Annotated in this window: 11 protein-coding genes; 6 read left to right on the plus strand and 5 right to left on the minus strand. The window is 73.9% G+C overall.

Going from position 1 to position 14,097, the window contains the following annotated elements:
• Nucleotides 1-128: 128 nt before the first annotated feature.
• Entirely contained in the window at nucleotides 129-2,714 is a 2,586-nt protein-coding gene (clpB, locus tag BMW27_RS19455; RefSeq protein ID WP_091447234.1) for an ATP-dependent chaperone ClpB, read from the minus strand.
• 200 nt (nucleotides 2,715-2,914) lie between these two features.
• Here clpB and BMW27_RS19460 point away from each other — a divergent pair, with 200 nt between their 5' ends.
• Together BMW27_RS19460 and BMW27_RS19465 are read left to right on the plus strand one after the other, a co-directional pair.
• Entirely contained in the window at nucleotides 2,915-3,358 is a 444-nt protein-coding gene (locus tag BMW27_RS19460; protein ID WP_091447236.1) for a MarR family winged helix-turn-helix transcriptional regulator, read from the plus strand.
• A gap of 71 nt (nucleotides 3,359-3,429) precedes the next feature.
• Nucleotides 3,430-3,870 carry an OsmC family peroxiredoxin gene (locus tag BMW27_RS19465; RefSeq protein WP_091447239.1) on the plus strand — a complete coding sequence of 147 codons (441 nt, stop codon included), beginning with the start codon at nucleotides 3,430-3,432 and terminating at the stop codon, nucleotides 3,868-3,870.
• Nucleotides 3,871-3,939: 69 nt separating this feature from the next.
• Here BMW27_RS19465 and BMW27_RS19470 read toward each other — a convergent pair whose 3' ends face one another.
• From BMW27_RS19470 to BMW27_RS19485, 4 genes are all read right to left on the minus strand, one after another.
• Nucleotides 3,940-4,866, minus strand: coding sequence for a diacylglycerol/lipid kinase family protein (locus tag BMW27_RS19470; RefSeq protein WP_091447241.1), 927 nt, complete (start codon nucleotides 4,864-4,866; stop codon nucleotides 3,940-3,942).
• 103 nt (nucleotides 4,867-4,969) lie between these two features.
• Nucleotides 4,970-6,580 carry an MDR family MFS transporter gene (locus tag BMW27_RS19475; RefSeq protein ID WP_217638213.1) on the minus strand — a complete coding sequence of 537 codons (1,611 nt, stop codon included), beginning with the start codon at nucleotides 6,578-6,580 and terminating at the stop codon, nucleotides 4,970-4,972.
• A 53-nt stretch (nucleotides 6,581-6,633) separates the two neighbouring features.
• Nucleotides 6,634-7,104, minus strand: a complete 471-nt coding sequence (locus tag BMW27_RS19480; protein WP_091447244.1) for a MarR family winged helix-turn-helix transcriptional regulator — start codon at nucleotides 7,102-7,104, stop codon at nucleotides 6,634-6,636.
• A gap of 95 nt (nucleotides 7,105-7,199) precedes the next feature.
• The gene (locus tag BMW27_RS19485) at nucleotides 7,200-7,976 is read right to left on the minus strand and encodes an IclR family transcriptional regulator (protein WP_091447247.1); all 777 of its coding nucleotides are present in this window, start codon (nucleotides 7,974-7,976) and stop codon (nucleotides 7,200-7,202) included.
• A 188-nt stretch (nucleotides 7,977-8,164) separates the two neighbouring features.
• On the opposite strand from BMW27_RS19485, the gene aceB reads away from it, so the two are divergent.
• Genes aceB through glcF form a run of 4 tightly spaced genes read left to right on the plus strand, consistent with a single transcriptional unit; the run spans nucleotide 8,165 to nucleotide 14,089 of the window.
• Nucleotides 8,165-9,775, plus strand: a complete 1,611-nt coding sequence (gene aceB / locus BMW27_RS19490) for a malate synthase A (protein ID WP_091447251.1) — start codon at nucleotides 8,165-8,167, stop codon at nucleotides 9,773-9,775.
• Nucleotides 9,776-9,782: 7 nt separating this feature from the next.
• Nucleotides 9,783-11,270 (plus strand): FAD-linked oxidase C-terminal domain-containing protein, encoded by a 1,488-nt coding sequence (locus BMW27_RS19495; RefSeq protein ID WP_091447254.1) that lies wholly within the window; start codon nucleotides 9,783-9,785, stop codon nucleotides 11,268-11,270.
• Nucleotides 11,270-12,457 (plus strand): FAD-binding oxidoreductase, encoded by a 1,188-nt coding sequence (locus tag BMW27_RS19500; protein ID WP_091447257.1) that lies wholly within the window; start codon nucleotides 11,270-11,272, stop codon nucleotides 12,455-12,457. The genes BMW27_RS19495 and BMW27_RS19500 overlap by 1 nt, the downstream gene beginning before the upstream one ends.
• Complete coding sequence (glcF, locus tag BMW27_RS19505) at nucleotides 12,458-14,089, plus strand: glycolate oxidase subunit GlcF (RefSeq protein WP_175486579.1); 1,632 nt, start codon at nucleotides 12,458-12,460, stop codon at nucleotides 14,087-14,089.
• Nucleotides 14,090-14,097: the final 8 nt, after the last annotated feature.

The raw sequence follows: 14,097 nt of genomic DNA on the forward strand, positions 1-14,097 counted from the left end.
AGTGGTCCGCGGCCAGCCGGCAGTCGTGGTCGAGGCTCCGCGCGTGTCGGCGACGACTGCTCACCCGACCGGAACGCACGAGGGCCTGCCGCCCCGGGGGTGGGACGGCAGGCCCCCGCCGCCTCGCGTCAGCCGCGGCGGACGGTCAGGCCCTCCTCGGCGAGGTCCTCGGGAGCGTCGACGACGACCTCGTCGCCGTCCCGGACCCCACCGGACAGCAGGGCCCTGGCCAGCTGGTCGCCGATCGCCGACTGCACCAGCCGGCGCAGCGGGCGGGCGCCGTAGACCGGGTCGAACCCGTTGAGCGCCAGCCACTCGCGCGCGGCGTCGGTGACCCGCAGCGTGAGCCGGCGGGCGGCCAGCCGGCGGGCGAGCACGCCGACCTGGATGTCGACGATGCCGGCCAGCTCCTCGCTGCCGAGGGCGTGGAAGACCACGACGTCGTCCAGCCGGTTGAGGAACTCCGGCTTGAAGTGCTGCCGGACCACCTCCATGACCGCCGTCCGGCGCCGCCCCTCGTCGACCGACTGGTCGGCGATCAGGTGCGAGCCGAGGTTCGACGTCAGGATCAGGATGGTGTTCCGGAAGTCGACCGTGCGGCCCTGGCCGTCGGTCAGGCGGCCGTCGTCGAGCACCTGCAGCAGCACGTCGAAGACGTCCTGGTGGGCCTTCTCGACCTCGTCGAACAGCACGACGGTGTAGGGCCGCCGCCGCACCGCCTCGGTGAGCTGGCCGCCGGACTCGTAACCGACGTAGCCGGGCGGGGCGCCGACCAGCCGGGCCACCGAGTGCTTCTCGGAGTACTCGCTCATGTCGATGCGGACCATCGCCCGCTCGTCGTCGAACAGGAACTCCGCCAGCGCCTTGGCCAGCTCGGTCTTGCCGACGCCGGTCGGGCCGAGGAAGAGGAAGGACCCGGTGGGCCGGTTCGGGTCGGCCACGCCGGAGCGCGCCCGGCGCACGGCGTCGGAGACGGCACGGACGGCGTCGGGCTGGCCCACGACGCGCCGGCCGAGCTCCTCCTCCATCCGCAGCAGCTTCTGGGTCTCCCCCTCGAGCAGCCGCCCGGCGGGGATGCCGGTCCAGGCCTGGACGACCTCGGCGATGTCGTCGGGGCCGACCTCCTCCTTGAGCATCGAGTCGGTGCCCGCGACCGAGGCCTCCGCGTCGGCCAGCGCCTTCTCCAGCTGGGGCAGCCGGCCGTAGCGCAGCTCGGCGACCTTGGCCAGCTCGCCGTCGCGCTCGGCCCGCTCGGCCTCCAGTCGGGCCCGCTCCAGCTCCTCCTTGATCTGCTGGATGCGGACGATCGCGCTCTTGTCCTGCTGCCAGCGGGCGGTCAGCTCGTCCAGCTGCTGGCGCTTGTCGGCCAGGTCCGCGCGCAGCGCGGCCAGCCGCTCCACCGAGGAGGGGTCGTCCTCCTTGGACAGCGCCATCTCCTCGATCTCCAGCCGGCGGACGGCGCGCTCGACCTCGTCGACCTCGACCGGCCGGCTGTCGATCTCCATCCGCAGCCGGCTGGCGGCCTCGTCGACCAGGTCGATCGCCTTGTCCGGCAGGAACCGGGCGGTGACGTAGCGGTCCGACAGCGTCGCGGCGGCGACGATCGCGGCGTCGGTGATCCGGACGCCGTGGTGGACCTCGTAGCGCTCCTTGAGGCCGCGCAGGATGCCGATCGTGTCCTCGACCGAGGGCTCGCCGACGAAGACCTGCTGGAAGCGGCGCTCCAGGGCCGGGTCCTTCTCGATGTGCTCGCGGTACTCGTCGAGGGTGGTGGCCCCGACCATCCGCAGCTCACCGCGGGCCAGCATCGGCTTGATCATGTTGCCGGCGTCCATGGCCGAGTCGCCGGTGGCACCGGCGCCGACGATGGTGTGCAGCTCGTCGATGAAGGTGACGACCTCACCCTCGGACTCCGAGATCTCCTGCAGGACGGCCTTGAGCCGCTCCTCGAACTCACCGCGGTACTTGGCGCCGGCGACCATGCTGGCCAGGTCCAGCGCCATCAGCCGCTTGCCCTTGAGGCTCTCCGGGACGTCGCCGGCGACGATGCGCTGGGCCAGGCCCTCGACAATCGCCGTCTTGCCGACGCCGGGCTCGCCGATCAGCACCGGGTTGTTCTTGGTGCGCCGGGACAGCACCTGCACCACGCGGCGGATCTCGGTGTCGCGGCCGACGACCGGGTCGATCTTGCCCTCGCGGGCCCGCGCGGTGAGGTCGACGGCGTACTTCTCCAGCGCCTGGAACGTGCTCTCCGGGTCGGCGGTGGTCACCTTGCGGGTGCCCCGGACCGTGCGGAAGGCGGCCAGCAGGGCGTCGCGGGTGGCGCCGGCGCTGGTGAGCACCGCGCCCGCCTCGCCGTCGGAGCCGGCCAGGCCCACCAGCAGGTGCTCGGTGGACACGAACTCGTCGCCCAGCGCGCTCGCCTGCTCCCCGGCGGCGTTCAGCACGCGGAGCAGCTCGCGGGACGGCGCGGGGGCGGGCACGGTCGCCCCGCTCACGCTCGGCATCCGCCGCAGCGCGGCGTCGGTCTTCGCCCGGACGTCGGCGACGTCGGCTCCCACGGCCTTGAGCAGCGGGCCGGCGATGCCGTCGGTCTGCTCGAGCAGCGCGGCGAGCAGGTGCAGGGGCTCCAGCGCGGCCTGGCCGCGGTCGACCGCGAGCCGCTGGGCGGCGGTGACGGCCTCCTGCGAACGGGTGGTCAGCTTGCTCTGCATGGTCTGTGGGGACGGTCCTCTCGGGTGGGGCCGGGCACGCCGGCCGACTGGTGTCGAGTGGTCCAACGACCGCAGGGTTGAGTCTGTTCCGCTCAACCTCTCCGCGTCCGCGCCGTGCAGGACGCGACCTGGCCACCAGTGTGGGGTATGTCGAGGGCCAACCCCCGGTACCGCGGGGGCCGGGGGCCTAGGATCGGGGGATGACGCGTCTCCCGGCTCCGAGCGCGGTCCTCGAGGACCAGCTGTGCTTCGCGCTCTACGCCGCCTCCCGGGCGATGACCGCGCGCTACCGCCCGCTGCTCGACGCCATCGGACTCACCTATCCGCAGTACCTCGTGATGATGCTGCTGTGGGAGGAGGACAACCAGACCGTCGGTCAACTGGGCGCCCGCCTCTCGCTGGACAGCGGCACGCTGTCCCCGCTGCTCAAGCGGCTCACCACCGCGGGCCTGGTCACCCGCCACCGCCGGGTGGAGGACGAGCGCTCGGTCGCCATCGCGCTGACCGACGCCGGCCGGGAGCTGCGGGACAAGGCCGACGCCATCTCCGGCGAGATCATCTGCGCGCTCGACCTCGACCGCGCCGAGTTCGCCGACCTCAAGGCCAAGCTCAACCTGATCACCGAGCGGGTCACCAGCAACTGACCCGGGTCCGGTTGTCCACGACGGACCGGGGTAGCGCACCGGCGACACACCCGTCCCGAGGAGGAGGACCCATGCCCACCCGTACCGCTCGCACCGCCTGGAACGGCACCCTGCAGGAGGGCTCCGGCCAGGTCGAGCTGTCCAGCTCGAAGGTCGGCACCTACGAGGTGTCGTTCCCCAAGCGCGCGGCCGAGGAGGCCGACGGCACGACCAGCCCCGAGGAGCTCATCGCGGCGGCCCACTCGTCCTGCTTCGCGATGGCCCTGTCCAACGAGATCGGCAAGGCCGGCGGCACCCCGCAGTCCCTCGAGGTCTCCGCGGACGTCACGCTCGGCCAGAAGGACGGCGGGCCGCACATCACGAAGATCGCGATCACCGTCCGCGGTGAGGTCGAGGGCCTCGACGCCGCCGGGTTCGAGCAGGCCGCGCAGGCGGCCAAGGCCGGCTGCCCGGTGAGCAAGGCGCTGGCCGGCGTCGACGAGATCAGCCTGGACGCGTCCCTGGAGAGCTGAGAGAGGACCCCCTGCCGCCCACCGCTCGCAGGCTCGCGGCGGGCCCCTGCAGGGGGCCGTTCCAGTCGGTCACCGAGGCGGCGGCACGAGCACCGACCAGCCGTGCCGCCGGACCCGCCAGGTCCGCGCCGGGACGCCCTCCTCGACCTCGCCGTCCGCGTCGAGGTCGACCGGGCCCCCGGTGACGGACACCCGGCGCCCGCGCAGCACCAGGACGTCGGGCCGGTCGACGTGGTCGCCGCCGGTCAGCGCCGTCGCGAAGGCGGCGCGGGCCACGGGCCCGGTCGCGACCGAGACCACCACGTCGGCCAGCCCGTCGTCCGGCTCGGCCTGCGGGGCCAGTGGCGTCCCGCCCCCGATGGAGCGGCCCGTGCAGACGCCGAGCATCAGCACGTCGCACGTGCCGTCGGCCGCCCAGCCCTGGGTGGGGTGCGTCGCCACCCGGCCGTCGACCTCGACCCGCAGCGGCCAGCCGGGGTTGCTGACCCCCGCCAGTGCCGCGCCCACCGGGTAGGCGGCCGCGCCGAGCCGCTCCTTGAGCCGGTCGGCCTGGGCCCCGGCCCGCGCCCCGACCCCCGCGTGCACCGCGTTGACCACCAGCCCGCCGGCGTCGTCGTCCAGCAGGTCCAGCGGCCGGGGCCGGCCGGCGAGGACGGCGGCCGCCCCCTCCTCCGGGTCCAGGGGCAGGCCCAGGGTCCGCGCGAGGTCGTTCCCGGTGCCGCGGGCCACGATGCCGACCGCCTCGGCGGGGTCCAGCGCGCCGGCCCGGTCCAGCGCCCGCACCACGGCGTGCACCGAGCCGTCACCCCCCAGCACGACGAGCCGGCGTCCGTCGCGGCCGGCGACCGCGGCGTCCAGCTCGGCCGCCGACCCGGTCGCGACCACCTCGACGTCGGCGCCCGCGCGCAGCACGCGGACCGCGGCCTCGACCGCGTCGTCCCCGGCCGAGCCGGCCGCGCGGTTGACCACCAGCAGCAGCCGGGACGCGTCGCTCACCGGCGCACCGTAGCCCCCGGCTCCCCGCAGGGCCTCCCGCGCGGGCCCGCGCGGACCGGCCCCGCCCTGAGCCTGCGAGGAGCGGGGAGGACGGGGTCCTCCCTCAGGCGGACTCGGTCTGCAGCCGCTCGTCGCCGCTCTCGGTCCGCAGGGCCACCTCGCGGACGAAGGCGATGGCCACGACCGCCACCACCGCGACCACGGCCGAGACGGCGAAGACCCGCCCGGTCGCGTCCCCGTAGGCAGCCGCGATGAGCGCCCGGACCGCGGGCGGCGCGTCCGCGAGGTCGGCGAGACCGGCCCCGCCGGACCCCTGCGACGCACCCGGCACCCCGGCCAGGCCCTGCGCGGTGAGCTGGCCGACACGGGAGTCGAGCACCGCCCCGAGGACGGCGACGCCGATGGTGCCGCCCAAGCTGCGGAAGAAGGCGACCGCCGAGCTGGCCGCGCCGAGGTCGCGGGCGGCGACGGTGTTCTGCACGGCGAGGACCAGGTTCTGCATGGTCATGCCGATGCCGACGCCGAGGACGAACAGGAAGGCGCCGAGCAGCACCATGTCCGTCTCGTGGTCGACCGTGCCGAGCAGCGCGAAGCCGACGACGACGAGCAGTGAGCCCGCGACCAGGTACCCCTTCCAGCGCCCGGAGCGGGTGATGAGGATGCCGGACACGGTCGAGGAGAGCAGCAGCCCGCCCACCATCGGGAGGGTCAGCAGACCCGCGGCGGTCGGCGAGTAGCCGCGGGAGATCTGCAGGTACTGGCCGAGGAAGACCGACGACCCGAACATCGCCACACCGATCGCCGTGCTGGCCAGGATCGACAGCGTCGTCGTCCGGTCGCGGAACAGTCGCAGCGGGACGATCGGCTCGGGCGCGCGCAGCTCGGTGACCACGAACGCGACGACGGACAGCACCCCGCCCCCGACGAACAGCGCCGTCTCGGTCGACGCCCACGCGAAGGTGTCGCCGGCCAGGGTGACCCAGATGAGCAGCGCGGAGACGCCGGCCGAGAGGAAGGCGGCGCCCAGGTGGTCGATGCGGACGGCGCGCCGGGTCACCGGCAGGTGCAGCGTGCGCTGCAGCAGCACCAGCGCGACCGCGGCGAACGGGACGCCGACGTAGAAGCACCAGCGCCAGCCCAGCCAGCTGGTGTCGACGAGCAGGCCGCCGATCAGCGGACCACCGACCGTGGCCACCGCCATGACGGCGCCGATGAGACCGGAGTACCGACCCCGCTCGCGCGGGCTGATCATCGCGGCCATCGCGATCTGCACGAGCGCCTGGACGCCACCGAGCCCGAGCCCCTGCAGCACCCGCCAGGCGATCAGCGTCTCGACCGACTGGGCGAGGCCCGCCAGCATCGAGCCGACGATGAACACCACGATCGAGATCTGGATCAGCAGCTTCCTGCTGTACAGGTCCGCCAGCTTGCCCCAGATCGGGGTCGAGGCCGTCGAGGCCAGCAGCGTCGCGGTGACCACCCAGGTGTACTGGCCCTGCGTGCCGCGCAGCTCGGTGATGATCGTCGGCAGGGCGTTCGACACGACCGTCGAGGACAGGAACGCGACGAACATCGCCAGCAACATCCCGGACAGCGCCGAGAGGATCTGGCGGTGGGTCATCCGGCCCTGCTGCTCGGCAGGGACGACGTCGGCGGGCGCCGAGGTGGGGACGGCCGCGGTGCGGTCGTCGCGCGTGGTGGTGGTGGCGGCCACGGTTCTCCTGGACTGGCTGGTGCGGTGGGTGGGGGGCGCGAGGCGACCGCAGGTCACGAGGCGGCGGGGCGGACGACGGCGGGAGCCCGGTCGAGATCGGTCGCGAGCCGCTCCAGCAGCCCGGACAGCAGCCGCGCGTCGTCCTCGTCCCAGTCGGCCAGTGCGGCGGCGGCCCACTGGGCGCGCAGGACGCGGGTGGCGGCCAGGGCACGGGCGCCCTCGTCGGTGAGGTGCACCAGGCTGGCCCGGCCGTCGCGCGGGTCGGGACGGCGCTCGACGTAGCCGGCCCGCTCGAGCGCCGCCAGCTGCCGGCTGGCGACGGAGAAGTCGACACCGGCCCGCACCGCCAGGGCGCTGCAGCGCTGCTCGCCGTCCTGCTCCAGGGGCACCAGCAGCGCCCAGCCGAACGAGGGCAGGTCGCCGTGGAGGACGTCCGCGGCGCGGACGCCCAGGTGGCGCCCGCTGCGGATGACGCGGACCACGCCGGAGGTGAGGCGGTCACGGGTCTCGGGGGTGGTGGGCACGGGTTCCTCGCCGCAGGAAGTACTTGCAGTACGCAACCATACGTCCAGTTGGTTGCTGTCTGCAACTCAGGCCGCGGCGGGACGGCTCTCCCGGGTCAGCCGGCCGGGCGCCCGCCGTCCCGTCCGAGCTCGGTGGCCAGCGCGGCCGCCGCCGACTGCAGCAGCGGCACCGCACGGGACACCGCGTCCAGTCCCAGCCGCCCCGCCGGGCCGGACACCGAGATCGCCCCCGCGGCGGAGCCGCCTGGCACGGGGACCGCCACGCACCGGACGCCGGTCTCCTGCTCGCCGTCGTCGACCGCGTAGCCCTGGTCGGCGATCGCGGGCAGCTGGCGCAGCAGCTCGTCGGGATCGGTGACGGTGAGCTCCGTGCGGGCGGGCATGCCGCCCTGGACCAGCAGCTCGCGGGCGGTCTCGGGGGGCAGCTGGGCCAGCAGCACCTTGCCGACGCCGGTGCAGTGCAGGTGCACCCGCCGACCGACCTCGGTGAACATCCGCATGGAGTGCCGCGACGGCACCTGCGCGACGTAGACGACCCGGTCGCCGTCGAGCATGGCCAGGTTCGCCGTCTCCCCGATGACGTCGACCAGCCGGGCGAGGTGGGGCTGGGCCCACGTGGCGAGCATCCGCGATGCGAACTCCCCCAGGTGGATCAGCCGCGGCCCGAGGACGTAGCGCCGCGAGGGCAGCTGGCGCACGTAGCCGCGGCCCACGAGGGTGCGCACCAGCCGGTGGATCGTGGAGACGGCCAGGCCGCTGTCGGCCGCCAGCCGGCTGATGGCCACCTCGCCGCCGGCGTCGGCCATGAGCTCGAGGAGCAGGAAGGCGCGGTCCAGCGACTGCACGCCCTCCGCGGACCCACCAGCGGCCATCTCCCGCTCCCCTCGTTTGCGCCCGGTCGGGTTCCGGACCGCGGCTCCTCGGGTTGACCGCTGGTGACCGGCCCCACTACTTTTCCAGTGATCAGACATCGGCTTCCACGATGCGGAATGCACAGTACCCCCGCCTGCCGCTCTGCAGAACCGGGCGGCGCTCCAGCACAGCGACTCCAGGGAGAACCATGAGCACCATCGCCGGCGTGGACGGTCTCGAGATCACCGGCCCCGTGGGGGACCGGTACGACGAGGTCCTCACCCCCCGGGCGCTCGAGCTCGTCGCCCTCCTCCACCGCGAGCTGAACGGACGGCGGCTCGAGCGGCTCGCCGCGCGGCAGGAGCGGGTCCGCGCGCTGGCCGACGGCGCCAGCCTCGGCTTCCTCGAGGAGACCCGGTCGATCCGCGAGGACGACTCCTGGCAGGTCGCCCCGCCGGCGCCCGGTCTGGTCGACCGCCGGGTCGAGATGACCGGCCCCACCGATCGGAAGATGACCATCAACGCGCTGAACTCCGGCGCGAAGTGCTGGCTGGCCGACCAGGAGGACGCGAACTCCCCGCTGTGGGAGAACGTGGTCAACGGCCCGCTGAACCTGATGGACTCGATCGACGGGACGCTGGAGTTCACCAGCCCCGAGGGCAAGGAGTACCGCCTCCACGACGACGTGGAACTGCCCACCATCATCGTGCGCCCGCGCGGCTGGCACCTCCCCGAGAAGCACATCACCGTCGACGGCGAGCAGACCTCCGGCAGCCTGGTCGACTTCGCGCTGTACCTGGCCAGCTGCGGCCAGAAGCAGATCGACCGCGGCCAGGGCCCCTACTTCTACCTGCCGAAGATGGAGAGCCACCTCGAGGCGCGGCTCTGGAACGACGCCTTCAACCTGGCGCAGGACCACCTGGGCATCCCCCGCGGCACCATCCGCGCGACCGTGCTCATCGAGACCTACCCCGCGGCGTTCGAGATGGAGGAGATCCTCTACGAGCTCCGCGACCACTCCGCCGGCCTCAACGCCGGTCGCTGGGACTACATGTTCAGCGTCGTCAAGACGTTCCGGACCCGCGGCGACGAGTTCCTCCTCCCCGACCGCAACTCCGTGACGATGACCGTGCCGTTCATGCGCGCCTACACCGAGCTGCTGGTGCGCACCTGCCACAAGCGCGGCGCGCACGCCATCGGCGGCATGGCGGCCTTCATCCCGTCGAAGGACCCGGCCGTCAACGAGCAGGCCTTCGCCAAGGTCCGCGCCGACAAGGAGCGGGAGGCCAACGACGGCTTCGACGGCTCGTGGGTCGCGCACCCCGGCATGGTGGAGCTCTGCAAGGAGGTGTTCACCGCCGTCCTCGGCGACCGGCCGAACCAGATCGACAAGAAGCGCGAGGACGTGCAGGTCGCCGCCGAGCAGCTGCTCGACGTCCGCTCCACCCCGGGTGACGTCACCGAGGCCGGGTTGCGCAGCAACATCAGCGTCGGCATCCAGTACATCGAGGCGTGGCTGCGCGGCTCCGGCGCGGTCGGCATCAACAACCTCATGGAGGACGCCGCCACCGCCGAGATCTCGCGCAGCCAGGTGTGGCAGTGGCTGCACAACGGGGTGCAGCTGGCAGGCGGTGAGACGGTCACCCGCGAGCTGGTCGAACGGATCACCGACGAGGAGATGCAGGCCATCTCCCAGGCCCGCGGCGACGCCTTCGCCTCCGGCCGCTGGGACGACGCCCGCTCGCTGTTCCTGGAGATGGCCGTGGCCGACGAGTACTCGGACTTCCTGACCCTGCCCGCATACGAGCGGATGCCGTGAGGACGCCATGACCGCCGTCGCCGAACCAGTCCTCTCCGACCGCACCGCCGCCCTGGCCGACCGGCTGCGGGCCGCGGTCGGGGTCGAGCGGGTGCTGACCGACCGCACCCAGGTGCGCACCTACGAGTGCGACGGGTTGGCCAACTTCAAGGTCACCCCGGCGATCGTGGTGCTGGCCGAGAGCCGGCAGCACGTCGTCGACACCGTCAGGCTCTGCTCCGAGGCCGGGGTCCCCTTCGTGGCACGCGGCTCGGGCACGGGCCTGTCCGGCGGCGCGCTGCCCAGCTCGGACGGCGTCCTGCTGGTGCTGTCGCGGTTGCGCACGCTGTCCCCGGTGGACGCGGACAACCGCCAGGTCACCGTCGAGCCCGGGGTCATCAACCTGTGGGTCACCCGCGACGCGGCGCCCCACGACCTGGCCTACGCACCCGACCCGTCGTCGCAGCTGGTCTGCTCCATCGGCGGGAACGTGGCCGAGAACGCCGGGGGCGCGCACTGCCTGAAGTACGGCTTCACGGTCAACCACGTGCTCGGCGCCGAGGTGGTGCTGCCCGACGGGGAGGTCGTCCACCTCGGCGGGCGCGCTCCCGAGCACCCCGGCTACGACCTGCTCGGTGCGTTCATCGGCAGCGAGGGGACCCTGGGGGTGGCCACCGAGCTGACCCTGCGGCTGATCCGGGTGCCGGAGGCCGTGCAGACCATGCTGGTGGGCTACTCCTCGGTCGAGGACGCCGCCGGCACCGTCAGCGACATCATCGCGGCCGGGATCCTGCCGGCGGCCGTGGAGATGATGGACGCGCTCGCCATCGAGGCCGCCGAGGCCGCGGTGAGCTGCGGTTACCCCGCGGGCGCGGTGGCGGTGCTGGTCATCGAGCTCGACGGCCCGCAAGTCGAGGTCGAGGCCCAGTTCAAGCAGGTCGAGGAGATCGCCCGGGCCCGCAACGCCTTCGAGACCCGCATCGCGGCCGACGACGCCGAACGGGCGCTGATGTGGAAGGGCCGCAAGTCGGCGTTCGCGGCGGTCGGGCGGATCAGCCCGTCCTACTTCGTCCAGGACGGCGTCATCCCCCGCACGAAGCTCCCCGAGGTGCTGGCCGAGATGAAGCGCATGGCCGACGAGAAGGGGCTCCGCGTCGCCAACGTCTTCCACGCGGGCGACGGCAACCTGCACCCGCTGGTGCTCTTCGACGACGCGGTCGAGGGCCAGGCGCACGAGGCCGAGGAGCTGGCCGGCGACATCCTCGAGCTCTGCGTCACCTCCGGCGGCTCGATCACCGGCGAGCACGGGGTGGGCAGCGAGAAGCGCATGAAGATGGCCAAGCAGTTCACGCCCGAGGACCTCGACACGATGCAGCTGCTGCGGTGCGCCTTCGACCCCGACGGCATCGCCAACCCGGGCAAGGTCTTCCCGACCCCGCGGTTGTGCGGCGAGCGGCCCGGCGTCCGCAAGGGCGAGCACCCGGTGCAGGCAGCCGGCCTGGGCGAGGTCTTCTGATGACCGCGGTGACCGCCCCTCCCCGGCCGGGGGACGCCGGCGACGCGGTCGGTGGCGTGGTCCCGCGCGAGGTCGTCCGGCCGGGCTCGGTCGAGGAGGTCGCCGAGGTCATGCGGGCCTCGGCCGCCGACGGTCGCAGCGTCGTGCCGGTCGGCGGGCGCAGCAAGCTGACGTGGGCCGCGCCGCCGGAGTCGTGCGACCTGCTGGTGGACCTCACCGGCCTGGACCGGGTCGTCGAGCACGTGGCGGGCGACCTCACCGTCGTCGCCGAGGCCGGGGTCCGTCTCGCGGACCTGCAGGCCCAGGTCGGCCGGGCCGGCCAGCTGCTCGGTCTCGACCCGCCCGAGGACGGCGCCACGCTGGGCGGCGTCGTGAGCGCGAACGCGTCGGGACCACGCCGCCTGCGCTACGGGACCACCCGCGACCTGCTCATCGGCATCACCGTCGTGCTCGCCGACGGCACCGTGGCCCACGCCGGTGGCAAGGTCGTCAAGAACGTCGCCGGGTACGACCTCGGCAAGCTGTTCACCGGGGCGCACGGGACCCTCGGCGTGGTCGCCTCCACCACCTGGCGGCTGCACCCGGTGCCGCCCGCGCGCCGGGTGGTCACGCTCGAGCTGCCGGACGCGGCGGCCGCCGGGCCGCTGGCGACCGCACTGGCCCGCTCGACGCTCACCCCGTCGGCCGTGGAACTGGTCGGCAGCGCCGGCGGAGCCGCCCGGCTGGTCGTGCTGTTCGAGTCGATCGCGGAGTCGGTGGCCGGGCAGGCCCGGGCCGCCGTCGACCTGCTGGGTGGCGGCGAGGAGTCCGAGGACCTGCCGGGGGACCTCGGCCGGCGACCCGGCGGTGCGGACGACGTGCTGCTGCGGCTGGCCTACGCGCCGGCGTCGCTCTCCGCGGTGCTGGCCGCGCTGCCCGCCGGTACCGCGGTGACCGCGCACGCCGCCACGGGGGTGTCCTACGCGGCCGTGCCGGCCGCCGAGGCGGCCGATGCGCTGCCCCGGCTGCGCGCCGCCATCGCGCCGCACGACGGGACCGCGGTGGTCCTGCGTGCGCCCGACGCCGTCCGCGACCGCCTGGACCACTGGGGTCCGGTCGGCGACTCGCTGGACCTGATGCGGCGGGTCAAGGAGAGGTTCGACCCCGAGCGGCGGATGTCGCCGGGCCGGTTCGTCGGAGGGGTGTAGATGACGGAGATCACGCCGGGCAGTCGCGACCGGGGCGACTCGCCCCCGCCCGGGTCCCCCGGCGCCTCCCCGAACGTCGGCCCCGTGCGCGACTCGGCCGCCGACCTGCCGGCCGGAACGCCCACCGGGGCCGTCCGGACGGCCGACGAGGCCCCCTCCTCGGTCGTCGGGGCGCGCCGCCCGCTCGACATCGGCCAGGACATCGACCTGCCCGCCGGCACCGGGGCCGCCACCGTGGGCACCCCGACCCTGCTGGGCACACCCACGACCCGGCAGGCGGTGCAGCCGGCGTTCGACGAGCACCACCCGCCGGACCCCGCGCTCATCGGCGACTGCGTGCACTGCGGGTTCTGCCTGCCGACCTGCCCCACGTACGTGCTGTGGGGCGAGGAGATGGACAGCCCCCGCGGGCGCATCTACCTGATGAAGGAGGCGCTGGAGGGCGAGCCGCTCGACGACTCGATGGTGCGGCACTTCGACCAGTGCCTGGGCTGCATGGCCTGCGTGACCGCCTGCCCGTCCGGCGTCCAGTACGACAAGCTCATCGAGGCCACCCGCCCGCAGATCGAGCGGCGGTACCAGCGGTCGCGGGCGGAGAAGTTCTACCGCGACCTCATCTACAACCTGTTCCCCTACCCGCGGCGGCTGCGTGCGCTGCGCGGGCCGCTGCGCGCCTACCAGGCCAGTCGGCTCGGCAGCCTGCTGACCCGCACCGGCCTGATGAGCAAGCTGCCGGGGCCGCTGATGGCCATGGAGTCGCTGGCACCCAAGCTGGGCCCGGTGGAGCGCGTCCCCGAGCGGACGCCGGCCGTGGGGCAGCGGCGGGCGGTCGTCGGGCTGCTCGCCGGCTGCGTGCAGGGGACGTTCTTCCCCGACGTGAACGCGGCCACCGTGCGCGTGCTGGCCGCCGAGGGGTGCGACGTCATCACACCGAAGCGGCAGGGCTGCTGCGGCGCCCTGCCCGGCCACGGCGGCCGCGAGGAGCAGGCCCTCGACTTCGCCAAGCGGACGATCGAGACCTTCGAGCAGGCCGGGGTCGACTACGTCATCCTCAACGCCGCCGGCTGCGGCTCGAACGTCAAGGAGTACGGGCACCAGCTGCGCGACGAGCCGGAGTGGGCCGCGCGCGCCGAGGCGCTCGCGGAGAAGGCCCGCGACATCAGCGAGTTCATCGTCGAGATCGGCCCGGTCGCCGAGCGGCACCCGCTGCCCATGACCGTGGCCTACCAGGACGCCTGCCACCTGGCCCACGCGCAGGGCATCCGCGAGGAGCCGCGGAAGGTCCTGCGCGGGATCCCGGGCATCGAGCTGAAGCAGCTCACCGAGGCCGAACTGTGCTGCGGCAGCGCCGGCACCTACAACATGCTGCAGCCGGAGCCGGCACGGGAGCTCGGGGAGCGCAAGGCGGCCGCCGTCCTCGCCACCGGGGCGGACCTGATGGTGACCGCCAACCCCGGCTGCTGGATGCAGGTGGCGACCACGCTGGCCCGGATGGGCAAGCGGATGCCGGTCGCGCACACCGTCCAGGTGCTCGACGCCTCGATCCGGGGCGTGCCCGTCGAGGACCTGCTCGAGCGCGCGCTCACCGGCCCCGGCACCGCCCTGGCCCGGCCCTCCGCCACGAACGGGTGAAAGAGGAC

The sequence above is a fragment of the Geodermatophilus poikilotrophus genome (assembly GCF_900111455.1).
GTDB classification, from domain to species: Bacteria; Actinomycetota; Actinomycetes; order Mycobacteriales; family Geodermatophilaceae; genus Geodermatophilus; species Geodermatophilus poikilotrophus.

Excerpts from the sequence above, each read along its gene's own strand:
- clpB (WP_091447234.1), bottom strand. The coding sequence starts at position 2,714 with ATGCAGAGCAAGCTGACCACCCGTTCGCAGGAGGCCGTCACCGCCGCC.
- BMW27_RS19460 (WP_091447236.1), top strand. The coding sequence starts at position 2,915 with ATGACGCGTCTCCCGGCTCCGAGCGCGGTCCTCGAGGACCAGCTGTGC.
- BMW27_RS19465 (WP_091447239.1), top strand. The coding sequence starts at position 3,430 with ATGCCCACCCGTACCGCTCGCACCGCCTGGAACGGCACCCTGCAGGAG.
- BMW27_RS19485 (WP_091447247.1), bottom strand. The coding sequence starts at position 7,976 with ATGGCCGCTGGTGGGTCCGCGGAGGGCGTGCAGTCGCTGGACCGCGCC.
- aceB (WP_091447251.1), top strand. The coding sequence starts at position 8,165 with ATGAGCACCATCGCCGGCGTGGACGGTCTCGAGATCACCGGCCCCGTG.
- BMW27_RS19495 (WP_091447254.1), top strand. The coding sequence starts at position 9,783 with ATGACCGCCGTCGCCGAACCAGTCCTCTCCGACCGCACCGCCGCCCTG.
- BMW27_RS19500 (WP_091447257.1), top strand. The coding sequence starts at position 11,270 with ATGACCGCGGTGACCGCCCCTCCCCGGCCGGGGGACGCCGGCGACGCG.
- glcF (WP_175486579.1), top strand. The coding sequence starts at position 12,458 with ATGACGGAGATCACGCCGGGCAGTCGCGACCGGGGCGACTCGCCCCCG.